This window comes from Bradyrhizobium sp. 132 (assembly GCF_023074185.1).
Taxonomy (GTDB): domain Bacteria; phylum Pseudomonadota; class Alphaproteobacteria; order Rhizobiales; family Xanthobacteraceae; genus Bradyrhizobium.
Genome location: NZ_JADPKY010000077.1, coordinates 18,962 through 43,792, shown reverse-complemented (window position 1 = coordinate 43,792; position 24,831 = coordinate 18,962). Strand labels below are relative to the sequence as shown.

The window sequence follows — 24,831 nt, the reverse complement described above, 5'->3', positions numbered from 1 at the left end:
TCGAGCAGGATCGGCTGTCCACGCGGGCCGCCTGCCGCACACATGCGTGGGGGAGGAAGACCATGTGGAATCAAGTCTATGACCCGTTGCACAGCCCTGTGCTGTCGACGATCGCGGCGGCAGTCCCTGTCGTCACACTATTGGTCCTGATCGCGAGCGGGCGCGTCCAGGCTCATATTGCGGCGATCATCGCCGTGATCGTGGCCAATCTGATCGCGATCTTCGTCTTCACCATGCCGGCCAACATGTCGATCCGCGCTTCGGTGCTGGGCATCGTCACCGGTTTCTTTCCGATCGGCTGGATCGTTCTCAACGTCATCTTCCTTTACCGGGTGACGGTGACCACCGGACGCTTCGAATTGCTCAAGCGCGCGGTCGGCGGGGTCACCGAGGATCGGCGGCTGCAATTGCTGCTGATCGCGTTCTCGTTCGGCGCCTTCTTCGAGGGTGCTTCGGGCTTCGGTACCCCGGTCGCGATCACCGGTGCCGTGCTGATCGGCCTCGGCTTCTCGCCGCTCGCGGCCTCCGGCCTGTCGCTGATCGCCAACACAGCACCGGTCGCCTTTGGCGCGCTGGGCACGCCGATCCAGGGCCTCGCTTCGGTCACCGGGCTCGATCCCTACATCCTCGGCGCGATGGTCGGACGGCAGTTGCCGATCTTCTCACTGATCGTGCCGTTCTGGGTGGTGTGGGCGTTCGCGGGCTGGAGGGGCATGAAGGACGTGTGGCCGGCGGTTCTCGTCACCGGCGTGTCGTTCGCAGTCCCGCAATTCGTGATCTCGAACTTCGTCAACCCCTGGATCGTCGACATCGGCGCGTCGCTGATCTCGATGGGCGCGCTGATCCTGTTCCTGAAGGTGTGGCAGCCCAGGCAGCTCTGGCTGTCGCCGGCGCTGCGCAGCCGTGATGAATCGACCTCCACCATGGCGGCCGCAAAACCCCTCGACAAGACGCCGCTCACCCAGAGCGAGATGTTCAGCGCGCTGCTGCCTTGGATCATCGTCTGTATCGTGATGCTGATCTGGGGCAACGGTGCCTTCAAGACCTGGGCGAACTCGATCTTCACCTGGAACTACCCCGTTCCCGAGCTGCATCAGATGATCAACAAGATGCCGCCGGTCGCACCGGGGCCGACGAAAGAGAGTGCGGTGTTCGGCTTCACCTACCTGTCCTTCACCGGCACGGGCATGCTGATCGCGGCGATCATCTCAGGCTTCCTGATGGGCGTCGGTCCTGGCCGGCTCTTGACGGAATACGGCCGCACCATCCGGCTGTGCGCGATCTCGCTGATCACGATCTCGGCGATGCTCGCGATCGGCACGCTGACGCGGCTCTCCGGCGTGGATGCGACGCTCGGCCTCGCCTTTGCTGCAACCGGCGTGCTCTATCCCTTCTTCGGCACGCTGCTCGGCTGGTTGGGCGTGGCGCTGACGGGATCGGATACCGCTTCCAACGTTCTGTTCGGAAATCTTCAGAAGATCACCTCCGAGCAGCTTGGCCTGTCGCCGATCCTGATGGCCGCGGCGAACTCGTCCGGCGGCGTGATGGGCAAGATGATCGACGCCCAGTCGATCGTGGTCGCGTCCACTGCGACGAATTGGTACGGCCACGAAGGCACGATCCTGCGCTTCGTGTTCTGGCACTCGATCGTGCTGGCCTCGTTGGTCGGCGTGTTCGTGACGTTGCAGGCCTATGTCTGGCCGTTCACGGCGATGGTGCTGAAGTAGCAGGTCACGCCCGGCGTCGATGCAAATCCCCGCGGAGATCTCTCCGCGGGGATTTTTGCATGCGGGCGAAGCTTCTCATTGCAGCTGCCGTCTTATAGAAGATCGGCAAATCAGGTCGGTCGAGAGGTGTCATGGTTTCGCTCAAGCAGATTGTGTGTGCGGCGGTTGCAACGCTCGCGATGGCCACTGTCGCGCGTGCCGATGACGGTTTCCCGTTCGGCACCGAGATGACGCTGGAGGCGTTGCCGCAGCCGGGCTCGAAGCGGATTCCGAACATTGAAATCGGCGACAATGGCGAAGTCTTGCTGGAGCTCTGGTGCAAGGGCGGCAAGGGCCAGTTCTCGGTCGCCGGCAACACCGTGATCTTCGTCCCCGGCCAGATCCAGGACCGCTCCTGTCCGCCGGCCAGGGCCCAGGCCGATGACGATCTCGTCGCGGCGCTCGGCAGCGCCGAGACCTGGAAGCGCCAGGGCGACGTGCTGACGCTCGTCGGCCCCAAGCCGCTGCGTTTCCGCGTCAACGGGAACTAGCTTTCGTGTCCCGGCCCTGCAGCGCTTTCGCGCTGCGTCCGGGGCACCCTGCCTCGCACTACTTCCACACCGACTTGTCGGCGTCCCAGCGCTGGCCTTTCAGCTCCTTGGTGAGCGCCTCGACCGAACCGTTGTCGTCGGGCTGATCGCCTTCCTCGTCGGCCGTCGCTTCGTCCGAGAGATTGAGCTTGGCGCCGCTGCTCTCATCGGTGGTCGTGGTCGCGGGACTCCCGATCCAGAGCATGAGCTTGTCGGTCGTGCCGGGCTTGTCGGGCGAGACGAGACCCGCGACCTCGATGGTGTCGGTGAGCTCGAGCGCGGGAAAATCCTGGTTCGGCCGCTTGAACACCAGCTTGAGCTTGCCGGTGGCCGGGTTGAAGCTTTGCGAGACCGGCTTTGCCGCGAGCGTCCTGCTCAGCACGCCAGCCACCGCGGCCGCGAGCTTGTCGCGGTTGAGCTTGTCGCCGTCGCGCCAGTCGGCGGCGGGGATGCGGATGGTGCGGTCCATTTCGGTCATGCCCGCGGTCCAGCCCGCGGTGATGACGCCGGGCATCGCCTTGAATTTCTCCAACAGGGCGCCTGCGCGCTCCGGATCGACCGACATGTTGATGGTCTGCTCACCTGCGCGCAGCGCGTCGCAGCCGACGGTGAGACTCGCCAGCGTCACCTCGACGTCCTGGCCCTTCAGGCTCTTCAGGAACTCCGTCGCGGCATCCAGCTTGACCTTGACCGCAATCGCTTCCGGCGAGACGTCGGTGAAATCCTTCGGCTGCGGCGTGATGCCGTCGTCGGAGGTCTGGTTGTCCAGGAATTCCTTCTCGCTGAGATCGGAATTGTCGGGAGAGGTGACCTCGGTCACGGCCTGGCCAATGCTGATCTGGCCGCGGAATTCGAACGTGTCTCCAGCCTGTTTGCGCAGCAGTTTGACGGTGACGGGCGCTTTCGCGCCGAGGCTCTGCGTCGTACCCGTCAGGTTCTGGCCGGCGACCTGGAGATTGACGACGAAGCGGTCCTTGCGGTCGGAATTCTTCGCGACCGGATAACAGACGTCGAGCACGGCTGCGGTGACGGTCTTGCCCTGGCGTGTCTCCTTCAGGATCACGTCGGCATTGCCGTCCATCAGCCCGTCGATCGAGGTGAAATAGCGCGTCTCCGCGCCGCCGGGCGCCGTGGCCTTCGGCGACAGCTTCATCTGGGCGGATGCGACCTCAGGCGAAACTGCAAGCAGAGCCGCCAATAAAACTGTCGGGCAAACCAGAAGCGCGCGCATCGACGAAATCCCCGGGCAATGGGGCATGATCCGGAAAAGTGTGAAGCGGTTTTTCCGATCAGATCATGCCCAAACAATTCGAATCGGGCGTTACCGTAGTGGGTTTTGGGCGCCGGTTGAATTGGAAAGCACAGGCCATGATCGGCAAAAAAGAAGGCCGCCCGGAGGCGGCCTTCGCAACACTGTCAGGCGAGGATCGGCCTTAGAAGCCGCCCATGCCGCCGCCCGGCATGGCGGGCGCTTCCTTCTTCGGTGACTCGGCGACCATGGCCTCGGTGGTCACCAGCAGGCCGGCGATCGAGGCGGCGTCCTGGAGCGCGGTGCGGACCACCTTGGCGGGATCGATGATGCCCTTGTCGACCATGTCGACATAGTCCTCGTTCTGGGCGTCGAAGCCGAAGGTCTCGGACTTGTTCTCCAGGATCTTGCCGACGACGATCGAGCCTTCCACGCCCGCGTTCTCGGCGATCTGGCGAAGCGGAGCTTCCAGCGCCTTCAACACGATGTTGATGCCGGCCTGCACGTCCGCATTGGCGTTGGTGAGACGGCCGACGGCTTTCTTGGCACGGAGCAGCGCGACGCCGCCGCCGGGGACGATGCCTTCCTGCACCGCGGCGCGGGTGGCGTTGAGCGCGTCCTCGACGCGGTCCTTCTTCTCCTTGACCTCGATCTCGGTGGCGCCGCCGACGCGGATCACCGCGACGCCGCCGGCGAGCTTGGCGAGGCGCTCCTGGAGCTTCTCACGGTCGTAGTCCGAGGTGGTCTCCTCGATCTGGGCCTTGATCTGGCCGACGCGGGCCTCGATCTCGGGCTTCTTGCCGCCGCCCTTGACGATGGTGGTGTTCTCCTTGTCGATCACCACCTTGCCTGCCCGACCCAGCATCTTCACCGTGACGTTCTCGAGCTTGATGCCGAGGTCTTCGGAGATGAGCTGACCGCCGGTGAGGATCGCGAGGTCCTCCAGCATGGCCTTGCGGCGATCACCGAAGCCCGGCGCCTTGACGGCGGCGACCTTCAGGCCGCCACGGAGGCGGTTGACGACCAGGGTGGCCAGCGCCTCGCCCTCGACGTCCTCGGCGATGATGACGAGCGGCTTGCCCGACTGCATCACAGCTTCCAGCACCGGCAGCATGGCCTGCAGGCCGGACAGCTTCTTCTCGTGCAGGAGGATGTAGGCGTCCTCGAGCTCGGCGGTCATTTTCTCGGGGTTGGTGACGAAGTAGGGCGACAGATAGCCGCGGTCGAACTTCATGCCCTCGACGATCTCGACTTCGGTCTCGATCGACTTGTTTTCCTCGACGGTGATGACACCCTCGTTGCCGACCTTCTGCATCGCCTGGGCGATCATCTTGCCGATGGCGGTGTCGCCATTGGACGAGATGGTGCCGACCTGGGCGACCTCGGAGGAGGCTGCGACCGGCTTGGCGCGCTTCTGGATGTCCTTGACGACAGCGGCAACCGCGATGTCGATGCCGCGCTTGAGATCCATCGGGTTCATGCCGGCAGCAACCGACTTGGCGCCTTCGCGCACGATGGCCTGGGCCAGCACGGTCGCGGTGGTGGTGCCGTCACCGGCGAGATCGTTGGTCTTGGAGGCAACCTCACGGACCATCTGGGCGCCCATGTTCTCGAACTTGTCCTCGAGCTCGATCTCCTTGGCGACGGTGACGCCGTCCTTGGTGATGCGGGGCGCGCCGAACGACTTCTCGATGAGGACGTTGCGGCCCTTCGGGCCGAGCGTCACCTTGACGGCGTTGGCGAGAATGTCGACGCCGCGCAGCATGCGATCGCGCGCGTCTCCGGAAAACTTGACGTCTTTGGCAGCCATGGTCTGTAATCCCTCTTGTTTCGTGATGTGTCTGCCGCTCGGCGTCGCAAGTCCGGAGTCCGGAGTCCGGAATCGAACCCGGCGGAATGATGGATGCCCGGATCTCAGGGACCCGGGCATGACATTCAGCGGCTGTTCAGGCTGATGGCCTTAGGCCATGACGCCCATGATGTCCGATTCCTTCATGATCAGGAGATCTTCGTTGTCGATCTTGACCTCGGTGCCCGACCACTTGCCGAACAGCACGAGGTCGCCGACCTTGAGGTCGATCGGGGTCAGCTTGCCGGCCTCGTCGCGGCCGCCGGGGCCGACGGCGACGATTTCGCCCTGGGACGGCTTTTCCTTGGCGCTGTCCGGAATGATGATGCCGCCCTTGGTCTTTTCCTCGGCGTCGATACGTTTGACCACGACACGGTCATGCAGTGGACGAAATTTGGATTTAGCCATGACGTTTCCCTTTGGAGGCTCGCTTCGGATGTAGCGGAAGTGGATGGGGCGGCGCTTCCCGTCCACCCTCTTGCCGAGGATCGGACGGTGCGCTTAGCAATCGGGCTTTCCGAGTGCTAATAGTGCGCCCGGAAATATGGCTTGGCCGCGATCCTGTCAAGCAAAGGTGGTTAAGCGATTGGTGAGGCGGATATAGGATTGTGTCTACAGAAACCTATTGGTCGCGCTGGCGTATAAAGGACGTCATTGCTCCGACAGCGGTTTTGCGCTTGGCTGCAGGCGGGATGCGGTCGACGTCTTGTTTGGGGGGCAGTTTGCTCGGGGGAATGTCATGATCAGTTCAGCTCACGCACGCACGGTTGCCAATCTGGCGGCCGCCTCTTGCCTGGCGCTGCTGCTTGGCGCCTGCGGCGGCGGCATGAGCCTGCCGTCGTTCTCGTCGTCCTCACCGCCGCCTGAGGCCGAGCCCGGGGCCGGCCCGGAAATGTCGGCGTCGATCCGCGCCGACGAGATCGTCGGCCGCTGGGGTCTCGCCTCGTTCCAGAACCCGGCCGACCGCGCCCGCACCGAGGCTGCCGCCCGGGCCCAGTGCAAAAATCCTTACGTGATCACCGCCGGCTCCTCCGGCGGCGTCATCATGCATCTCGCCGACCAGGCGACGCCGCAGGAGCTGCGGCTGAAGGGCTCGCCCAGCGGCAAGAACTATATCGGGCCGGCGGGTCCGACACCGGGCGAGCAGGACCGCGAGATCGTCTCCTTCGACGGCCGCGTCCTCATCACCCGCTTCATCGACAAGGATGCCGCCACCCGCTACGGCAACATGGTCTACGTCCGCTGCGCGCCAAGGGCGTGATCGGGGCGCCGGCCTAGCCACTCGTCATTGCGAGGAGCGAAGCGACGAAGCAATCCAGGCTCCTTCCGCGGACACAGTCTGGATTGCTTCGCTTCGCTCGCAATGACGAAAAAAACGCCGGCTTGCGCCGGCGTTTTGTTTTTCAGAGTGTCGCGTCTGCTCAGTCGAACAGCGCGTCGATGTCGTCCTGCGAGGCGTGGCCGACATCGCCGGCGAGCTTCGGGCCGTTGAGGAGTTTTTCGTCCTCGCTGCGGGTGTCGGCGGCCGGCGCGGGCACGTGGGACTTGATCGCGTCGACGCCGCCCCAGATCTCCATCATGGAGTTGATGTGCTGCTCGATGAACTTCATCGTGCTCATGACCTTGCTGATGCGCTGGCCGGTCAGGTCCTGGAAGTTACAGGCTTCGAAGATCGAGATGACGCGTTCCTGGATATCGTCGGCGAGCCGCTTCTGCTGATCGGCCGATTGCACCTTGGACATCGCGCTGGCCGCTTGGTCGATCGACTCGGCGGCTTCGAGGATCTGCTGGGTCGCCTGTTCGGTGCCGCCGACGACCGCGCCGAGCTCGCCATTGACCTTGGCCATTTCGCCGCCGTCGAAGCTCTTGCCGTGCAGCGTCGCGATCTCGCGTTTGGTACGGTCGATGGCGTCGTGGATGAGGTCGAGCTCGACCTTCAGCTTCTCGCACTGCTCGATCTGCGCCCGGTAAGTATCGAGCATGGTACGAGCTTCGGAGAGCTCGTGAGCGGTGGAGGCGTCGATCGCCGCCATGGCCGCGCTGCCGGACAAGGGCGGAGTGCCCTTCGCCATCTGTGCACGGATCGCACGCAACTCGGACATGATCTCGCTATGCATCGGCGGAGCCTCCTCAATCATTTCGGGGCTTGGCATCTCGCCGACAACAGCCTCTTCGACACGAAAACGTTTGCGGTGAATAGCCATCAAGAACTCCCCCCACCTCACTCACGCGTCGTTTTAGGCAGAAGCGATTTAACACGAAGTTCACAGCCGGAACTGTCGTGCGGTCGCGTGCGACGGCGTGAAAACCTGCAATTAACCATCCGTGCGCGCCGTTCACCGAAAATAAACGCTGATCGCCAAATTGCCCCGCCGCTCGCGACGTGGTGAATCGAAACGCCGGCTCCGTTTACCAAACGAAACGGCTTTTGCTCTTTATTGACCACGTCGAGGGCGCGGATCAGCCAGATGCGTTCGACGGCGAATGTAACTAGACGAAACAGTACAGAGTACGTCGATGTTCAAAAAAATGTCTGTCGCGCTGCTCGGCAGCGCTTGCACCTTCATGGCCGGCGCCAACAGCGCCAGCGCCTTCGATAATAGCGTGCCGAACGATCCGCCGGCGGTATTTTACCAGCCGCAGGTGCCGCCGGCGCCGGTGCGCGTCGCCTCCAACGCGAACATGGGCGGCGGCTTCATCGAGTTCATGTTCGGTGACGGGCCCGGCCGCGGTCCGGCCTATGCTCCGCAGCAGCCGATGTATCAGCAGCAGCCGGGCTATTACGACCAGCGCCGCCTGCCGCCGATGGGCGAGCCGCAGATGCAAGGCGCAGGCGTGCAGCCGGAGGCAGTCGACCCGCGGCAGCGTCAGTTCGATCCGAGATTCGAGAAGCAACTTGTTGACTATAGCGGCAACGAAAGTGTCGGCACCCTGGTGGTCGATACGCCGAACAAGTTCCTCTATCTCGTCGAGGGCAACGGCAAGGCCATGCGCTACGGCATTGGCGTCGGACGTCCCGGCTTCACCTGGTCCGGTGTGAAGTCGATCACGGCCAAGCGCGAATGGCCGGCCTGGACGCCGCCGGCGGAAATGATCGCTCGTCGCCCCGACCTGCCCAGGCACATGGAAGGCGGCCCGGAAAATCCACTCGGCGCCCGCGCGATGTATCTCGGCTCCACGCTCTACCGTATCCACGGCTCCAACGAGCCCTGGACCATCGGCACCAACGTCTCTTCCGGCTGCATCCGCATGCGCAACGAGGACGTCATCGACCTCTACGGCCGCGTCAATGTCGGCACCCGGGTCGTGGTGATGTAGGCGCATCGCGCTCGAAACTAAAACGGCCGCCTCGTGGGCGGCCGTTTCTGTTGTGTGCCGAGTATGAACGACAGCTTGGAGGTGGAAGTCCTCTATCCAGCCTGATGGCGGCGAAGGATTAGCGAAGCGCAAGGGCGTCATCGTGAGGTGGGGTCTGAAGACAGCGTGGAGCAAAGCCGCGGCCCGATGGACAAGCACCGGATAACGAGGCCTACCCGGCCGGACGAGCGAGCAACTGATCGCGAAGTCCGCAGTCATCAAGGACCGGGGTGGTAAATCCGGCGGGGGTGCGGTGAAGGCGGTCGGTCTTACCTCGGGAGGTCTGTGCTGTGTCCCGGCAACGGGACTGAGGCCGTCGCAAGGCGGCCTGACCGCAGTGCAGAAGTCAGCCGAGGGCATAGTAGGCGGCGGCGCGCTGCCGAAGGCCTGAACGGTGGAAGAGGCCAGTAGAGCGGTAATCTCGTGCGAGCCATGCGGCAGAAGAAACAGATCGAACTGAACTTGGGCACCGGAGCGAGGGGTGAAGCCCCGAAGGCCGCCGCCCAAGAGGCCGAAGCACGTGCGGCGAAAGCCAGTCTCGAACGCCCGGCGGTCGCAGGGCCGTTGATGGAAGCAGTGGTCGAGCGTGAGAATCTGAAGGAAGCGTTGGCGCGAGTGAAGCGCAATAAAGGTGCGGCAGGCATCGACGGCATGTCCGTTGATGAGCTGCCGACCTACCTGAAGGAGCACTGGCCCACGATCCGAGCCCAGTTGCTGGAGGGCACCTACAAGCCGCAACCGGTACGACGCGTCGAGATACCGAAGGCATCGGGCGGCACTCGGCCGCTCGGCATCCCCACGGTGCTCGATCGCTTCATCCAACAGGCGGTACTGCAGGTGCTGCAGGCGGATTGGGACGGAACGTTCTCCGGAACGAGCTTCGGCTTCCGGCCGAAGCACTCGGCGCATCAGGCTGTGGAACAGGCGCAGGCGTACATCGCGTCCGGGCACGGCTTTGTCGTGGACATCGACCTGGAGAAGTTCTTCGACCGGGTCAACCACGACATCCTGATGGGGCTGGTTGCCAAGCGGGTTGCTGACAAGCGCCTCCTGAAGCTGATCCGCGGCTTTCTGACCGCGGGCGTGCTGGAAGGGGGACTGGTCAGCGCGACGGAGGAAGGTACGCCGCAAGGCGGCCCGCTCTCGCCGCTGTTGTCGAACCTGATGCTGGATGTGCTGGACAAGGAGCTGGAGAAGCGCGGCCACCGCTTCGTGCGCTACGCCGATGACTGCAACATCTATGTGCGCAGTCGAAAGGCCGGCGAGCGGGTGATGGCCGGCATCGAGAAGTTCCTCGAAAAGCGCCTCAAGCTGAAGGTCAACAAGGCCAAGAGCGCGGTTGCCAAGCCGAGCGTCCGCAAGTTCCTGGGCTTCAGCTTCACAGGCGGGAAGGAGCCGCGGCGGCGTATCGCACCGCAGGCGATTACCCCGCTTCAAAGCGAGAGTCCGGGAGCTGACGCGACGCACGTGCGGACGAAGCCTCGAACAGATCGCCAAGGAGCTGTCCACTTACCTTGTCGGCTGGCGCGGATACTTCGGCTTCTGCCAAACCCCGTCGGTGTTGAGCGCACTCGATCAGTGGATCAGGCGGCGGTTGCGCGCCATCGCCTGGAAGCAGTGGAAGCGTGGTCGCACTCGCTTTGCCGAACTGCGACGCCGTGGTGTCGGCCGGGATCTGGCGGCTCAAACTGCCGGCAGCCCACATGGCCCTTGGCGGTTGGCGGCGAGCCCTGCGCTTAACATTGCCTTGCAAACTGTCTTCTTCAGGTCACTCGGCCTGGCTTCCATCGCGGCTCCGAGACCCGCATAATCCACCGAACCGCCGTATACGGACCCGTACGTACGGTGGTGTGGGAGGGGCGACGCCGCGAGGCGTCCCCCTATCCCGATTGAGGCCGGGCAGAACAGTGTCAGGCGTAATCGCTGCCGCCGTCGTCTCCGTCGCCAAAGTCGCTGTCGTCGGCAACGTCCACATTGTCGTCGTCGTAATTCTGATCGTTATTCTGATCGTTGTCGTTGTGATCGTTATTCGACGCCTGATCTGCGAAGTTTTGACGCGAATCCTCGCGATTGCCCGAGCCGATGTCGTTGAGACCGGCGTCGCGCGCGAGCGAGCCGCCGGACTGGTCGCTACCGCTCCAGGGGCTGCGGTCGCCCGTGACATTGGTGTCGCCGAAGGCCTGCTGGTGCGATCCGCCCATCATGCCGCGAATGCTGGAGAGCAGCAGCGAGCCGCCGACGACGCCGGCTGCGGCTGCCGCCGCCGTGCCGAGAAACGAGCCGCCGCCACCGCCGACTGGTGGGGCACCATAGCCCTGACCTTGACCCGGACCTTGTTGACCTGGACCTTGGCCAGAAGCCTGCCCATAAGGCGGCTGGCCATATCCCGGTTGACCCGGCTGCGTCGCCTGGCCGCTGTTCCAGACAGGGCGCGAGTCGCGCTGCGGCACGTTCGGAACCGAGCCGCGCGACGGGCCCCCGCCGAACAGCGTGTCGCGCATGGTATCCAGGAAGCCGCCGGACTGCGCCTGCTCGGGCGCCTGCCCCGCCTCCAGTTCCTGGATGCGGGCATGGGCCCGCTTCAGGGCTTCGTCCTGCAACAGCACGGTCTGCACCAGCGCATAGATGGCGCCGGGGGCCTTGCGCAGGCCGTCGGAGATTGCGGCGATCGCGTCGGGGTCGCGCGGTGCGTTTTCCAGTTTCGAAAGCCGGTCAAAAAGCTCGTCGACGAGCTGGCGTTCCTGCGGCGTCATGGTCAGTCTCCCTCGCGCAAAACAAGCACGAGGCAGATGTAGGGTTCCATTGTGGCCCCAACAGTGCCGGCCGGATTAAATTTCGGTATGCGACAAGCTGCCTCGCGGGGTCGGCCTTTTCGCCGATTTCATCCCAGCGTGACGCCGCTGTCCGTTAGCAGGCGCGCAAAGGCTTCACTGGCGAGATAACCGTGTTCGCGCTCGCGGACATCCGTCATCGGGTCGAGGCCGGTAAGGACTTCGTCGACGAAGCCGGGATGACACATGATGAGGCCGCCATCGGGCAGGCCTTCGAGAAATTGCCGCATCAATGCACCGAAATCGGCCGCCTGCGTGAAATCATAGGCGCCGGCGAAGCCGGGATTGAAGCTGAGGCCCGCACTGCCGGCGCGGCGGCGGAATTGCGCGCTGAGGATATCGAGCACCATGGCTTTTGGTGAAGCCAGCCGCTGCATAAGCGGCAGGTCCCGGCCGCCCTGGCGCACCCAGGCTTTTGGCGCGGCTTCGGCGACCGCGTCGACAAAGCCGTCGCGCACCTGCGGATAGAGCTGCACATGCTGATGGCCGTCGACGAAGTCAGGCGCGCGCCCGAACGCTTTCGCGAAGGCTGCCAGCTGCGCCTTGACCTCGTTGCGAAAGAATTCACGGTCGAGCCTTCGCGCAAGGCCCGCGCGCAGCAGCTTTGGAAACGGCAGAAACATGTCGCCGTCGAGCGGGCGGAAATGCATGGTGAGCGGCCGGAACGGCGCGGACAATGTCACGTGCAATCCGATCGCGCAGCGTGGGCTCGCCTTCGCCGCGGCCTGGAGCGCCTCGATCTCGCTGCGTTCGATCGCAGGTCCCACCATCATCACCGACGTGGCGTTGAGACGGCCGCGCTCGATCAGGTCGCGGATGGCGCGATTGACGCCCGGGCTGATGCCGTAATCGTCGGCGCAGAGCCAGATCCGCCGCGGACTCGCGGCCGCGCTCATTCGGCCGCCGTCCTCTTCGAGGCGTCGTCGGCCTTGTCGGTCTCGAAATGCTTTTCGCTGTGCTCGGCAACGAAGTAGATCGGGCGCGCCTTCAGCTCGGACAGGATCTTGCCGATATATTCGCCGACGATGCCGATCATGATGAGCTGCACGCCGCCGATTGTCATCAGGCCGATCACGAGCGAGGGATAGCCGGGCACCTGCTTGCCGGTGGTCAAGACCTCCCAAAGGATCGAGATGCCGAACAGGAAGGCGCCGCCGGCGAGGATCACGCCGAGCAGGCTGGCAAAGCGCAGCGGCGCCACCGAGAACGAGGTCACCCCTTCGATCGAAAGACCCAGCAGGTGCGCGGCGCTGAAGGTCGTCACGCCATGGGTGCGCGGCGCGGGCTCGTAATCGACGCGGATCTGGCGGAAGCCGATCCAGCTCGCGAGACCCTTGAAGAAGCGGTTGCGTTCCGGCAGCTGCCTGAGAGCCGCGACCGCCCGCGGCGACAGCAAGCGGAAGTCCCCGGCGTCCTCCGGGATCTTTTGGCGGGCACCCCAATTGATCAGCGCGTAGAAGCCGCGCCCGGCGAGCCGCCGCAGGAAGGGCTCGTTGTCGCGATGCGCCTTGGCGGTATAGACAACGTCATAGCCGTCCTCGATCCAGTGCCGCACCAGCTGCTCGACCAGCGCCGGCGGATGCTGGCCGTCGCCATCCATGAACAGCACCGCGCCGAGGCGGGCATGGTCGAGGCCGGCCATCAGCGCCGCCTCCTTGCCGAAATTGCGCGACAGCGAGACCACCTGGACGTCGACCGCGTCGGCAGGCAGCGAGTGGGCGATCGCCAGCGTCGCATCCGCGCTGCCGTCGTCGACATAGACGATTTCGCAGCCGAGCCGATAGCGTTGCCGCAGGGTCTTGGCGAGTTCGCAGATGCGCTGGTGCAAGGCGGCGAGGCCGGCCGCCTCGTTGTAGAGGGGGACGACAATCGACAGTCCCTTCGCGGCGGCGCTCGCCGCGGTGGTCGTCATGCCGGAAACGTCAGAGCCCAGCGTCATCGATCAAGGTTCCAGAGGCGTTCAAGGTCATCTCAACAGCATATGGTAGCTGCCGTTTGCTGTCGCTACGCTGAACGGACCTGAGGCTCACTGCCGCAGGAATGCCTCGAGCTTGGCGAACAGCGGGTTCTCCCGGTCGAACACGTAATCCAGCGAAACCACCGAGACGGTCTCGGCGCCATGCGCGCGCAGGAAGCTCGCGAGTGCATAGAGTTGGCCCGGCGGGCAGTGCAGCGTGAGCATGCCTGACGAGGTCGGCCCGCCGAAAGGGGCTTCGACGCCGAAGCGCTCGTGGGCCTCGGTGAGCATGGCGGCGTCGCACTGCCGGAAGCGGGTGCGGACCTCGCGGTATTTGTTGGCCCGCGCCCGCGCCGCGATGTGATCCAGGATGACGCGCGCGGTCTCCCGCGCCTGCGGTGACCAGTCGGCATCTTTCGACGCCACCAGATTGGCCTGGCTGCGCAGGATGATGCCGTCGTCGAGCACCCTGAGCCCGTTCGCGGCCAGTGTCGCGCCGGTCGTGGTGATGTCGACGATCAGCTCGGCGCTGCCGGCCGCGGGCGCGCCCTCGGTCGCGCCGGTGCTTTCGACGATGCGGTAATCCGTGATGCCCTGGCTCTGGAAGTAGGTGCGGGTGAGATTGATGAACTTGGTCGCGACCCGCATCCGCATGTGATGCTGCTCACGAAAGCCGGTGGTGACGTCGTCGAGGTCGGCCATGGTGCGGACATCGATCCACGCCTGCGGCACCGCCACGACGACGTCGGCATAACCGAAGCCGAGCCCCTCGATCAGTGCGACGCGCTCGTCGGCGTCCGCAATGTTCTCGCGCACCAGATCTTCCCCGGTAACGCCGAGATGCGCCACGCCGCGGGACAATTGTGAGGCGATCTCACTCGCCGAGAGGTAGGCGACCTCGACATGGTCGAGGCCCGCAATCGTGCCGCGATAATCGCGTGCGCCGCCGGCCTTCGACAGCTTGAGCCCTGCACGGGCGAAGAAGGCTTCGGTGTTTTCCTGAAGGCGGCCCTTGGAGGGAACGGCCAGAACGAATGGCGCGCTCATGACTTAAGCTCCCACCTTGCGGCCGATCCTGGTCAGCGCGTCCACCCAGACCGAGAAGCCGACCGCAGGGATCGGCTCGATTGAACCGAGTTGGGTCATGAGCCCGTCGTAGCGGCCGCCGGCAACCAGCGGCTCGGCGCCGTTGCCGCGGTGATGCAGCTCGAATTCGAAGCCGGTGTAATAGTCGAGACCGCGTCCGAACGCAGTCGAGAAGCGGGTCTGCTTCACGTCGATACCGCGCGCCGCCATGAAGCCGACCCGGCTTTCGAACTGGTCGATAGCGGCAGCGAGGTCCAGCTTCGCGTCAGTGGTGAGCGCGCGCAGTTCGGCGACAGCGTCGTCGGGATTACCGGTGATTCCGAGGAAGCGCTTGAGCACGGCGATGGCCTCGCGCGGCAGCGCGCCGCCCTTCAGCGTCGACTGCTCCAGGAAGCGGTCGGCGATCTCGGCCGTGGTGCGGCCGCCGACATTGGTGGTGCCGGCGATCGACATCAGATCGGTGACGAAGGCCAGCGCGGCCTTGCGGTCGGAGCCGGCCAGGGCTGCCAGCACGCCCTCATATTCGCTGCGGGTCGCAGGGGTTGCGGCCGCCAGCCGCTCCAGATCCTGCTCCAGGCTGATCTTGCGGTTGAAATCCTTGACCAGGCGGCGGCGCCAGACCGGATAGAGATCGAGCGCGTCGAGCAGCGCGTTGAACAGCGCCACGTCGCCGGTGCGGATCTCGACGTCGCGGACGCCGAAGGCCGCGGTTGCCTCCAGCGCCAACGCCAGCATCTCGGCATCGGCGGCGGCACGGTCCTGGCGGCCGAACGATTCGATGCCCGCCTGCAGGAATTCACTGGCCTGGCCGCTGCGGTAGCGGAACACCGGACCGAGATAGCTGAACCCGGCCGGCTGGCCGGCGCGGCTGGAGGCGAGGTAATCGCGCGCCACCGGAATGGTCAGGTCCGGGCGCAGGCAGAGCTCCTCACCGGACAGGTCCGTGGTCAGGTACAGGCTTTTGCGGATGTCTTCGCCGGAGAGGTCCAGGAACGGTTCGGCCGGCTGCAGGATCGCGGGCTCGGCCCTGACATAGCCGGCCTGTGCGAATGACAACAGCAGCGTGTCCGCCCAGGCGGCGGAGCCGGCAACATTTGAGGTGGCAGTCGCGGTCATCTCGGGGTCCATCGTTCCGGTGGAACCGGGCAGGGCAAGCAAGGGAAGCGAATTGCGGCAGGCCTTAGCATGGCCCGAAAGCGGTTTCGACCTCCAAAGGATCAATCGCTTAACGGTCGGCCAATGCCGGGATCAGGCAGTCCCACCGCCCCAATCGCCCAGCACCGCCTGCACCAGCGCCAGCGCCGCCACCGCGGCCGTGTCGGCCCGCATGATCCGGGGTCCCAGCGCCAGCCGCAGGATTTTCGGCTGCCGCAGCAGCAGCGCCCGCTCTTCTTCGGCAAAGCCGCCCTCGGGGCCGATCAGCACGTCGATGCCAACTCTTCCTTGGTCGTGTCCCGCCTCGCGTGCGCCTTGCAGGCTCTGAATGGGGTTTTCGAGCTCCGCCGCCTCGTCGCAGAAGATCAGCAGCCTGCCGGCGGCGCGCTGGCTGAGGAAGCGCTCCAGCGGCGCCGGCTCGGCGACAGTGGCGATGCTGAGGATGCCGCATTGCTCGGCTGCCTCGACGACATTGGCGCGCATCCGTTCGGTATTGACCCGGGAGGCCTGGGTGAACCGGGTCAGGACCGGCTGAAGCGTGGCGGCGCCCATCTCGATGGCCTTCTGCACCATGTAGTCGAGCCGGGCATGCTTGAGCGGGGCGAAGACGTAAGTGAGGTCGGGCAGCCGGTCCTGGGGCCGGGTCTGCTGGAGGATGACGAGGCCGTCCGGTCGCTTGCGGCCTTCAATGGCGGCCTGCCACTCGCCGTCGCGGCCGTTGAACGCCAAGACCTCGGCCCCGGCGGCAAGCCGCAGCACATTGCCGAGATAATTGGCCTGATCTCGGTCGAGCTCGACCCTGCCGTCCTGGGCAAGGGGGGCGTCGACGAATAGGCGGGGGCCGCGGAAATCGTGGGAGGGCATCGTTCAAAGGTCCAATTTGTGGCGGTTCTTAACCGAAAGCAGTACTTTCGGGGTAAATATTGCCAAATTGGTGCGTCGGCGCGCCGCGCTCTTGCCCTATTCGGCGGGTTGTTAAGGGCCGGCGGGAATCGTAAAATCGCGAGCGCGCTGGTTGCGCTTCAATTGGGAAGACGCCGAATCCCGCAAGCTCCTGCCGGAGAGACTGCCTTGATGATCCGTCATTTGATGGTTCCAATCACTGCCGCCATGGTCACGATGGGTGCCGCTTGTGCCTATGCGCAGGGTTTCCCGGCGCCGTTGCCCGGTCAGGCCCCAACCAGTTCCGCGTTCCCGCCCGTGAATGGCTCCGCGCCCGTCGCCTCCGTCGGCGGCGCGCCGCAATCGTCCTTCCCCGTGAACGGCGCTGCGCCCGTCGGTGGCGGCACCGGCGCTTTCAGCGCGGCTCCGCCGACACAAGGTGGTCCCGCCGAGGATTGCATGAAGGCGTTCATGCCTCTGCGTGAGGAAGCCGAAAAGCGCGGCAAGCTGATCAAGGTCGCAAGCGACCGTCACGCGCCGCCGGACGAGGCCTGCAAGCTGATCCGCAACTTCAGCCAGGCCGAATCCAAGATGGTCAAATACATCGAGGCCAACGCCGCCAAATGCGGGATCCCGCCGCAGGTCGGCGGGCAGATGAAGGATGGCCACAAGAACACTGAGGCCATGCAGGCGAAGGTCTGCAACGTCGCGCAGCAGATGCAGAACCAGCCGCGCGGTCCGGCCGGCCCGTCATTGAGCGAAGTGCTGGGCTCGTCGGCCTCGGCGCCCGAGGCCAATTCCGGCAAGAAGGGCGGCAGCACCTTCGACACACTCAACGGCAACGTCCTCACCCGATGAACGATACATCCGCCCGCGTTGCCGATTCCACCGGCAACTGGGTCGATACGCGCGCGCCGCAATGGGCGCGGCCTTATCTGCGCTTGTCCCGCTTCGATCGTCCGATCGGCTCCTGGCTTCTGTTGATGCCGTGCTGGTGGTCGGCGGCGCTCGCCGCCGGCATGGCGCATGACGTCGGCCGCCTGCCGCTCACCATCGTCCTGTTCTTCGTCGGCGCCTTCGTGATGCGGGGCGCCGGCTGTACCTGGAACGACATTACCGACCGCGATCTCGACGACAAGGTCGAGCGCACCCGCTCGCGGCCGCTGCCGTCGGGCCAGGTGAGCGCGAAACAGGCGCTGGCCTTCATGGTCGCGCAGGCGCTGATCGGGCTCGTGGTGTTGCTGCAGTTCAACCGCTTCGCGATCCTGACCGGCGTTGCCTCGCTGCTGATCGTCGCGATCTACCCGTTCATGAAGCGCATCACCTGGTGGCCGCAGACCGTGCTCGGGCTCGCCTTCTCCTGGGGCGCCCTGATGGGATTTGCCGTCACCTTCGGACGCATCGACGTCACCGCGCTCGTGCTCTATGCCGGCGCGATTTCCTGGGTGATCGGCTACGACACGATCTACGCGCACCAGGACGCCGAGGACGATGCGCTGATCGGCATCAAGTCCACCGCGCGTCTGTTCGGCGCCCATACGCACCAGGCGCTGATCTTGTTCTACGGCCTTGCGGTGATGCTGATCGGCGTGGCACTGGCGTCAGGCGATGCGCGCTGGCCGGCGTGGCTCGGACTGATGGCCTTCGCCATGCATCTGTCGTGGCAGATCGCGCGGCTGGATATCAGCGACGGCGAACTCTGCAAGCGCCTGTTCTATTCGAACCGCGACGCGGGACTTCTGCTGTTTGCGGGTTTGCTGGCCGACGCGGTGATGCGGGCGGCTTAAGTCCGCGCGATAATCTCGCGCTCATCGCGATGCACCGACAACTCCCGTGCGACACCGGTGCGCCGGCGCATCAAGAATTTCGGACGGCGGTCGCGGATCGCGTTGGCGCGGCGACGGCGCGGTGACGGCTTGCGTGCGCCTTCGTCGAGCTGCGGAAGCGCGAACAGCTCGCTCCAGATCGCCCATGCTTCGCTGAGCTCGTCGCCATCGGCGCTGACCAGCAGCGGAACGGAGAGCGAGGGATCGCGGTGCACGAGGACGAGGGACTGCGCCTCGTCATTGCCGCGTAGCGCGACGCCGGTGAAGTCGCTGACGCGGACGTTGATTGCCATCCGCATGCCGCGGACGGCACGGCGCAGCACGACGCGTTCGCGATGAAGCTCGATCTGCCGGACATATCCGTCGGCGCGCGGATCATGCGCATCGAAGCGGACCGGAAGGGAAAGGGGGTCGAGCCGCAGGGAGCGGCTCGACCCGGCGGGAGCGGTCCCGCTTGTTGCTGTTTGACGCCTCACGGCTTTAGTTCTCCCCGCCAGGATTATGTTCCCGGTCGATGTGAGGACCTTAGCGCGGGCGTTTCCGAAACCGCTTAAAAAGGCTGGTTAATCCAACCTCACCGCCGAGCATGATTGACAAGACCTTGGCGCGCATGATTGACGAGACGTTGCGCCAACTGTGCGAATCTGAACTTTCGGCGGGCTGAAAATGCTTGAAGTCCGCGCTATCAGGGCACATCTGTGGGTTCCGGTCCCGAACCCCACCCCAACAGGATTTCGTTTGTGAACCCTTCACCAAGCTCGACGCTTTCGCCCAAGGATTCGTCCACATCCGGCCGCGACCTGTTTGACCAGTCTGCGCTCTCCGATCTCGCGCAGCGGCTGGTGGAGGCTGCCAAACGCGCCGGCGCAGATGCGGCCGATGCGGTCGCGGTACGTGGCGTCTCGCAAGGCGTCGAGGTGCGCGACGGCCGCGTCGAGGAATCCGAGCGGTCCGAGGGCGACGATGTCGGCCTGCGCGTGCTGGTCGGCCGGCGCCAGGCGGTGGTCTCGACCAACGACGCCAGCGGCGATGCCGTGACCACGCTTGCCGAACGCGCCGTTGCGATGGCGCGCGTTGCGCCAGACGATAAATATGTCGGTCTTGCCGATCCCGCGCTGCTCGCGCGCGACTTCCCCGATCTCGATCTGCTCGACCCCGACGTACCCGCAACCTCGGAGCTGGAGCGCCGCGCGCTCGAAGCCGAAGCCGCGGCGCTCAGCGTGAAGGGCGTGGCCAAATCCGGCGGCGCCTCGGCCTCCGCCGGCATGGGCGGCATGGTGCTCGTCACCAGCACCGGCTTCCACGGCTCTTATCTGCGTTCCAGCCAGGGCATCTCCGCCACCGCCATCGTCGGCGAAGGCACCGGCATGGAGCGCGACTACGATTTCACCTCGGCGCCGCATGGTGCGGACCTCTTGTCACCGGAGATCATCGGCCGTTCCGCGGGCGAGCGCACCGTGGCCCGCGCCAATCCGCGCAAGGTCGAGACCTGCAAGGTGCCTGTGGTGTTCGATCTGCGCGTCTCGGGCTCGCTGGTCGGTCACGTCGTCGGTGCCATCAATGGCGCTTCGATCGCGCGCAAGACCAGCTTTCTGAAGGACAAGCTCGGCCAGCAGCTGTTCGCCAGGAACATCCGCATCATCGACGACCCCCTGCGCAAACGCGGCCTGCGCTCGCAGACGTTTGACGCCGAAGGCGTTGCGGTGAAGAAGATCGCGCTGATCGACGAAGGCGTGCTGACGACTTGGCTGCTCGACTGCGCCACCGCGCGCGAGCTCGGCCTCACCACCACCGGCCACGCCCATCGCGGCGTGTCCTCCTCGCCGTCACCCGGGCCGTACAATCTGCATCTCGAACCCGGCACGCCGACGCCGGCCGAGCTGATCGCCGATATCAAGCAGGGCTTCTACGTCACCGATTTGATCGGCTCGGGCGTCAACGGCGTCACCGGCGATTACAGCCGCGGCGCCTCCGGCTTCTGGATCGAGAACGGCGAGCTCACCTATGCCGTTAGCGAGGTGACGATCGCCGGCCATCTGTTCGAGATCTTCAAGTCGATGCAGCCGGCGAACAATCTCGAGTTCCGCTACGGCGTCAATGCGCCGACGGTGCGCATCGAAAGTTTGACGCTTGGCGGACGCTGACGCGAACTCAACAAGCGAAACCGTCCTGACGCGCGACGCCGCGCTGCTGAGAGACACGGTGCGAGAGGCGGGCGCACTCGCGCGGTCGATGTTCCGCACCGAGCTGAAGAAGTGGACCAAGGGCGCGTCCTCGCCGGTCTCGGAGGCCGACATTGCCGTCAACGATCTCCTGGAAGCGCGCCTGCGCGCAGCGACGCCCGACTATGGCTGGCTGTCGGAGGAGAGCGCCGACGACGAGGTGCGGCTGTCGCGGCGGCTGACCTGGATCGTCGATCCCATCGACGGCACCCGCAACTACCTCAACGGCCATGACGAATGGTGCGTCAGCGTCGCGCTGGTCGAGGATGCCTTGCCGGTGCTGGGTGCGGTGTTCGCGCCGACCAGCGACGAGTTCTTCTTCGCGGCGCGCGGGCAGGGCACGACGCTCAACGGCAAGGCCGTGCGGGCGACGTCCGGATCCGATCTCGACTTCTCGCGTGTCGCGGGCCCGAAGCCCTTGGTCGAGCGCCTGAAGCCGTCACTGGGCGAGATCAAGCTGCATCCGCGAATCGGTTCGCTCGCGCTGCGGCTCTGCCGGGTCGCCCATGGCGCGCTGGATGCGGCTTTTGCGGGCGGCAACAGTCATGATTGGGACCTTGCGGCGGCCGATTTGATCGTGCAGGAAGCGGATGGTAGGATGAGCGACCTCTTCGGAGATCCCATCCTCTATAACCGCCGGGAAGTCACGCACGGGGTGCTGGTGGCAGCGGGTCGCGATCGTCATGCGAACATTGTCGCGCATTTTCGAAACCGCCCCTTGCCGTGAAGCGCTTTCTCGTGCTTGTCGAACACTGCTTTGCCGGGCAGCCCGTTAGGAACAGAACCGATGCCAGATAGTGCCCCGCAACAACTGCTCCACCTCGTCGTCGGCGGCGAGCTCGTCGATCTCGAGCACAACACCTTCAAGAACCTCGACGAGGTCGAGGTCGTCGGCCTCTATCCGAACTATGCGACGGCCCACGCCGCCTGGCGGGCCAAGGCGCAGAGCACGGTCGACAACGCGCAGATGCGCTATTTCATCGTCCATCTCCATCGGCTGCTCGACCCGAATCAAGAACCGGCGCGTTGAAAAAGCTGCTTCGCAATGCGCTACGGAGCAGCTTCGTTCAGCGTGCCGTGGGAATCCTGGCGGCCGAATATCTGCGTCTGGTCTGGCGGACCAACACATTCACGTTCGATCCGCCTGACGTCTATGACCGCGTCGAGCCGCAGATCCCGGCGATCTTCGCGTTCTGGCACGGCCAGCATTTCCTCACCCCCTTCATCAAGAACAAGGACTGGTACAAGGCCAGGGTCCTGATCTCCCGTCACCGCGACGGCGAGTTCAACGCGATCGCCGCCGAGCGGCTCGGCATCGGCACCATCCGCGGGTCCGGCGATCATGGCGGCGCGTTTCACCGCAAGGGTGGGGTCGGCGCCTTCAAGGAAATGGTGCGGACGCTCCAGGACGGTTGTAATGTCGCGCTGACCGCCGATGTCCCCAAACGCTCGCGCGTGGCCGGGCTCGGCATCATCATGCTCGCACGGGAATCGGGGCGGCCGATCATGCCTTTTGCGATGGCGACCAGCCGCTTCGTCCGGCTCGAGAACTGGGACCGCACCACCATCAACCTGCCGTTCGGGCGGGGCGCATTGGTCGGCATCAAGGAAATCCACGTTCCGCCGGATGCGGACGCCGCCACCATGGAAGCGCTGCGGCTCGAGCTGGAAGAGACCTTGAACGAGGCGACCCGGCGCGCCTATGCGCAACTCGGCCGCCCGGGACCTGCAGATGCCTAAATCGCTGCCCGGCTCGCTGCCGATGACGCTGCGGATGTATCGGCGGCTGGCTCGCGGCCTGGTGCCGCTCGCGCCTGCGCTGATCAAGCGGCGCCTGAAACAGGGCAAGGAAGATCCCGCGCGCGTCGGCGAGCGGCGGGGCCTGTCCCGGGACGTGCGGCCGCACGGCCCGCTGGTCTGGATTCACGGCGCCAGCGTCGGCGAGGTCCTGGCCGCTGCCGCGCTGATCGAGCGCTTGCGCGATCTCAATTTGCGCATTCTGCTCACCTCCGGCACCGTCACCTCGGCCGCGGTGGTGGCAAAACGCTTTCCGCCGGACGTCATCCATCAATACGTGCCGTATGATTCCCCGCGTTATGTCGCGCGCTTCCTCGACCATTGGAAGCCGTCGCTGGCGCTGTTCATCGAATCCGATTTGTGGCCGAACCTGATCCTGGCGGGCGCTGCGCGACGCGTGCCGATGGTGCTGATCAACGGGCGGATGTCGCCGCGTTCCTTCCCGCGCTGGCGCCGCATGCACGGCACCATCTCGGCGCTGCTGTCGCGGTTCGACATTTGTCTGGCGCAGTCCAAGACCGATGCCGAGCGCTTTTCGACGCTCGGCGGCCGCGACGTGCTCACCACGGGCAATCTCAAGCTCGACGTTCCCGCGCCGCCGGCCGATCTCGCCAAGCTCGAACGGCTGATGGCGATGACGCGCGGGCGTCCGATCATCGTCGCCGCCTCGACCCATCCGGGCGAGGAGGAGATGCTGGTGGCGGCCCATCGCAGCCTCGCCGGTTTCTTCCCGCAGCTTTTGACCGTGATCGTGCCGCGCCATCCGGATCGCGGCTCCTCGATCGCGGGCCTGATCACGGCGTCTGGCCTGAAGCCGGCCCTGCGCTCGCGCGACGAGCTGCCGACTGCGACTACCGACGTTTATGTCGCCGACACCATGGGCGAACTCGGTCTGTTCTACCGCCTCTCGCCGATCGTGTTCATGGGCGGATCGCTGATCCGTCATGGCGGCCAGAATCCGATCGAGGCGATCAAGCTCGGCGCGGCCATCGTCCACGGTCCGCACGTCTTCAATTTCGCCGATGTCTACGAGGCGCTCGACCGCAGCGGCGGCGCGCGCCAGGCCGAGACGCAGGAATTGCTGATCAAGCAACTCGGGCAGTTGCTCGCCGATCCCACCGTGCGCGACAAGATGCATCGGTCGGGCGCCGGCGTAGTCGAGGATCTCGGCGGCGCGCTCAACCGCACCATGACCGCGCTCGAGCCCTATCTGTTGCAGTTGCGGATCGAGATGGGAGCCGCCAATGCGTGAGCCGGCCTTCTGGTACCGGCCACGTTCCCTCGAGTCGCGCGTATTATCGCCGCTGGGCGTGCTCTACGGCGCGATCACCGAACGGCGGATGCTGCGCGAGGGCGTGGACGCCGGCATCCCCGTAATCTGCGTCGGCAACTACCATGTCGGCGGCGCCGGCAAGACGCCGACCGTGCTGGCGCTGACGAAGCTCTTGCGCGAGCTCGGCGAGACGCCGGTAGTGCTCAGCCGCGGCTATGGCGGACGCCTGACGGGCCCGGTGATGGTCGACCGGATGCGTCACACCGCTTCCGACATCGGCGACGAGCCGCTGATGATGGCGCGCGACGTCCCTGTTGCAGTCGCGCGCGATCGCCTTGACGGCGTCGTGCTGGCGAAGTCGCAAGGCGCCACCGTGATCCTGATGGACGACGGTTTCCAGAACCCGCGTGTTTTGAAGGACACCTCGCTGATCGTGATCGACAGCGAACGCGGCCTCGGCAACGGCAAGGTATTTCCGGCCGGGCCCCTGCGCGCACCGCTGAAGGCGCAGCTCGCGCGCACCGATGCGCTGGTGCTGATCGGCGGTGGCCGCGCCGCCAACGATGTCGCGGCCGAGCTGGCCAAGCGCAACAAGCCGGAGCTGCGCGCGCGGCTGAAGCCGGATGCCGGGTCGGTCGCAAGACTGTTGGGCAAGCCGGTGTTTGCGTTCGCCGGCATCGGCGATCCCGAACGATTCTTCCGCACGTTACGCGCTGGCGGTATCGAGGTCGCGCGCACGCGCGCCTTCGCCGATCATCACATGTTTTCAAACGATGAGATCGCAGCCCTCGCCGCGGAGGCACAGCGCGAGCAGCAAATCCTGGTGACGACGGAAAAGGATCTCGCACGCCTGCACGGCCGCGAAAGCGTGCCCGACGGCATCGTGCCTTTCGCCGTCCAGCTCGAGTTCGATGATCCGGCCGCGCTCCGGCAGCTGATCAGCAATCATCTCTACAAGGCGCGCGAGCGGCGGTTCGGCAGACGATGATTTTGTAGGGTGGGCAAAGCGACTCCGCCACAGCCCAAAGAGCGAAGGCGAAGACGCGCCCCG

Annotated in this window: 24 protein-coding genes and 1 pseudogene; 14 read left to right on the top strand and 11 right to left on the bottom strand. The window is 65.3% G+C overall.

The window, feature by feature from the left end:
* Positions 1-62 precede the first annotated feature (62 nt).
* Entirely contained in the window at positions 63-1,727 is a 1,665-nt protein-coding gene (locus IVA74_RS12550; protein WP_247343650.1) for an L-lactate permease, read from the top strand.
* A 131-nt stretch (positions 1,728-1,858) separates the two neighbouring features.
* A complete protein-coding gene (locus IVA74_RS12545; RefSeq protein WP_247343647.1) occupies positions 1,859-2,257 on the top strand; it encodes an META domain-containing protein in 399 nt (132 codons plus the stop codon).
* A 58-nt stretch (positions 2,258-2,315) separates the two neighbouring features.
* On the opposite strand, the gene IVA74_RS12540 is transcribed toward IVA74_RS12545, so the two are convergent.
* From IVA74_RS12540 to IVA74_RS12530, 3 genes are all read right to left on the bottom strand, one after another.
* Positions 2,316-3,527: a hypothetical protein gene (locus tag IVA74_RS12540; protein WP_247343642.1), complete on the bottom strand. Its 1,212-nt coding sequence runs from the start codon at positions 3,525-3,527 to the stop codon at positions 2,316-2,318.
* A 202-nt stretch (positions 3,528-3,729) separates the two neighbouring features.
* Positions 3,730-5,355, bottom strand: a complete 1,626-nt coding sequence (groL, locus tag IVA74_RS12535; RefSeq protein WP_247343639.1) for a chaperonin GroEL — start codon at positions 5,353-5,355, stop codon at positions 3,730-3,732.
* Between the two features lie 150 nt (positions 5,356-5,505).
* Positions 5,506-5,802 carry a co-chaperone GroES gene (locus IVA74_RS12530; RefSeq protein ID WP_247343636.1) on the bottom strand — a complete coding sequence of 99 codons (297 nt, stop codon included), beginning with the start codon at positions 5,800-5,802 and terminating at the stop codon, positions 5,506-5,508.
* Between the two features lie 331 nt (positions 5,803-6,133).
* On the opposite strand from IVA74_RS12530, the gene IVA74_RS12525 reads away from it, so the two are divergent.
* A complete protein-coding gene (locus IVA74_RS12525) occupies positions 6,134-6,655 on the top strand; it encodes a hypothetical protein (protein ID WP_247343634.1) in 522 nt (173 codons plus the stop codon).
* A gap of 160 nt (positions 6,656-6,815) precedes the next feature.
* Here the strand turns inward: IVA74_RS12525 and IVA74_RS12520 are convergent, their stop codons facing one another.
* Complete coding sequence (locus IVA74_RS12520; protein WP_247343631.1) at positions 6,816-7,598, bottom strand: protein phosphatase CheZ; 783 nt, start codon at positions 7,596-7,598, stop codon at positions 6,816-6,818.
* Positions 7,599-7,911: 313 nt separating this feature from the next.
* Between IVA74_RS12520 and IVA74_RS12515 the strand changes: the two genes are divergently transcribed.
* The 3 genes and pseudogenes from IVA74_RS12515 (at position 7,912) to IVA74_RS12505 (ending at position 10,561) form a co-directional block, all read left to right on the top strand.
* Complete coding sequence (locus IVA74_RS12515) at positions 7,912-8,712, top strand: L,D-transpeptidase (protein ID WP_247343628.1); 801 nt, start codon at positions 7,912-7,914, stop codon at positions 8,710-8,712.
* A gap of 471 nt (positions 8,713-9,183) precedes the next feature.
* Positions 9,184-10,086: pseudogene (gene ltrA / locus IVA74_RS12510) on the top strand (group II intron reverse transcriptase/maturase); the annotation flags it as partial.
* A gap of 4 nt (positions 10,087-10,090) precedes the next feature.
* The gene (locus tag IVA74_RS12505) at positions 10,091-10,561 is read left to right on the top strand and encodes a group II intron maturase-specific domain-containing protein (RefSeq protein WP_247343680.1); all 471 of its coding nucleotides are present in this window, start codon (positions 10,091-10,093) and stop codon (positions 10,559-10,561) included.
* A 100-nt stretch (positions 10,562-10,661) separates the two neighbouring features.
* On the opposite strand, the gene IVA74_RS12500 is transcribed toward IVA74_RS12505, so the two are convergent.
* The 6 genes from IVA74_RS12500 to IVA74_RS12475 all read right to left on the bottom strand — a co-directional run bounded on the left by IVA74_RS12500 (position 10,662) and on the right by IVA74_RS12475 (position 16,644).
* The gene (locus IVA74_RS12500) at positions 10,662-11,504 is read right to left on the bottom strand and encodes a DUF2076 domain-containing protein (protein WP_247343624.1); all 843 of its coding nucleotides are present in this window, start codon (positions 11,502-11,504) and stop codon (positions 10,662-10,664) included.
* Positions 11,505-11,632: 128 nt separating this feature from the next.
* Positions 11,633-12,478: a ChbG/HpnK family deacetylase gene (locus IVA74_RS12495; RefSeq protein WP_247343621.1), complete on the bottom strand. Its 846-nt coding sequence runs from the start codon at positions 12,476-12,478 to the stop codon at positions 11,633-11,635.
* Positions 12,475-13,521 carry a glycosyltransferase family 2 protein gene (locus IVA74_RS12490; RefSeq protein ID WP_247343619.1) on the bottom strand — a complete coding sequence of 349 codons (1,047 nt, stop codon included), beginning with the start codon at positions 13,519-13,521 and terminating at the stop codon, positions 12,475-12,477. The genes IVA74_RS12495 and IVA74_RS12490 overlap by 4 nt, the downstream gene beginning before the upstream one ends.
* A gap of 87 nt (positions 13,522-13,608) precedes the next feature.
* Positions 13,609-14,586, bottom strand: a complete 978-nt coding sequence (hisG, locus tag IVA74_RS12485; protein WP_247343616.1) for an ATP phosphoribosyltransferase — start codon at positions 14,584-14,586, stop codon at positions 13,609-13,611.
* A gap of 3 nt (positions 14,587-14,589) precedes the next feature.
* A complete protein-coding gene (locus IVA74_RS12480) occupies positions 14,590-15,741 on the bottom strand; it encodes an ATP phosphoribosyltransferase regulatory subunit (RefSeq protein ID WP_247343613.1) in 1,152 nt (383 codons plus the stop codon).
* 132 nt (positions 15,742-15,873) lie between these two features.
* Positions 15,874-16,644 (bottom strand): 16S rRNA (uracil(1498)-N(3))-methyltransferase, encoded by a 771-nt coding sequence (locus IVA74_RS12475; RefSeq protein WP_247343610.1) that lies wholly within the window; start codon positions 16,642-16,644, stop codon positions 15,874-15,876.
* A gap of 210 nt (positions 16,645-16,854) precedes the next feature.
* Between IVA74_RS12475 and IVA74_RS12470 the strand changes: the two genes are divergently transcribed.
* Complete coding sequence (locus IVA74_RS12470; protein ID WP_247343606.1) at positions 16,855-17,520, top strand: hypothetical protein; 666 nt, start codon at positions 16,855-16,857, stop codon at positions 17,518-17,520.
* Positions 17,517-18,449 carry a 4-hydroxybenzoate octaprenyltransferase gene (ubiA, locus tag IVA74_RS12465; protein ID WP_247343603.1) on the top strand — a complete coding sequence of 311 codons (933 nt, stop codon included), beginning with the start codon at positions 17,517-17,519 and terminating at the stop codon, positions 18,447-18,449. Before IVA74_RS12470 ends, ubiA begins: the two co-directional genes overlap by 4 nt.
* On the opposite strand, the gene IVA74_RS12460 is transcribed toward ubiA, so the two are convergent.
* Complete coding sequence (locus IVA74_RS12460; protein ID WP_247343600.1) at positions 18,446-18,964, bottom strand: DUF6101 family protein; 519 nt, start codon at positions 18,962-18,964, stop codon at positions 18,446-18,448. The genes ubiA and IVA74_RS12460 overlap by 4 nt on opposite strands.
* Before the next feature lie 264 nt (positions 18,965-19,228).
* Between IVA74_RS12460 and IVA74_RS12455 the strand changes: the two genes are divergently transcribed.
* Genes IVA74_RS12455 through lpxK form a run of 6 tightly spaced genes read left to right on the top strand, consistent with a single transcriptional unit; the run spans position 19,229 to position 24,768 of the window.
* The gene (locus tag IVA74_RS12455; protein ID WP_247343598.1) at positions 19,229-20,632 is read left to right on the top strand and encodes a TldD/PmbA family protein; all 1,404 of its coding nucleotides are present in this window, start codon (positions 19,229-19,231) and stop codon (positions 20,630-20,632) included.
* Entirely contained in the window at positions 20,619-21,437 is an 819-nt protein-coding gene (locus IVA74_RS12450) for a 3'(2'),5'-bisphosphate nucleotidase CysQ (RefSeq protein ID WP_247343595.1), read from the top strand. The genes IVA74_RS12455 and IVA74_RS12450 overlap by 14 nt, the downstream gene beginning before the upstream one ends.
* Positions 21,438-21,497: 60 nt before the next feature.
* Positions 21,498-21,740, top strand: a complete 243-nt coding sequence (locus IVA74_RS12445; RefSeq protein ID WP_247343592.1) for a DUF4170 domain-containing protein — start codon at positions 21,498-21,500, stop codon at positions 21,738-21,740.
* Positions 21,737-22,450 (top strand): lysophospholipid acyltransferase family protein, encoded by a 714-nt coding sequence (locus IVA74_RS12440; protein WP_247343590.1) that lies wholly within the window; start codon positions 21,737-21,739, stop codon positions 22,448-22,450. Before IVA74_RS12445 ends, IVA74_RS12440 begins: the two co-directional genes overlap by 4 nt.
* Positions 22,413-23,759, top strand: coding sequence for a 3-deoxy-D-manno-octulosonic acid transferase (locus tag IVA74_RS12435; protein WP_247343587.1), 1,347 nt, complete (start codon positions 22,413-22,415; stop codon positions 23,757-23,759). The genes IVA74_RS12440 and IVA74_RS12435 overlap by 38 nt, the downstream gene beginning before the upstream one ends.
* Entirely contained in the window at positions 23,752-24,768 is a 1,017-nt protein-coding gene (gene lpxK, locus IVA74_RS12430) for a tetraacyldisaccharide 4'-kinase (RefSeq protein WP_247343585.1), read from the top strand. Before IVA74_RS12435 ends, lpxK begins: the two co-directional genes overlap by 8 nt.
* The last annotated feature ends 63 nt before the right edge of the window (positions 24,769-24,831 follow it).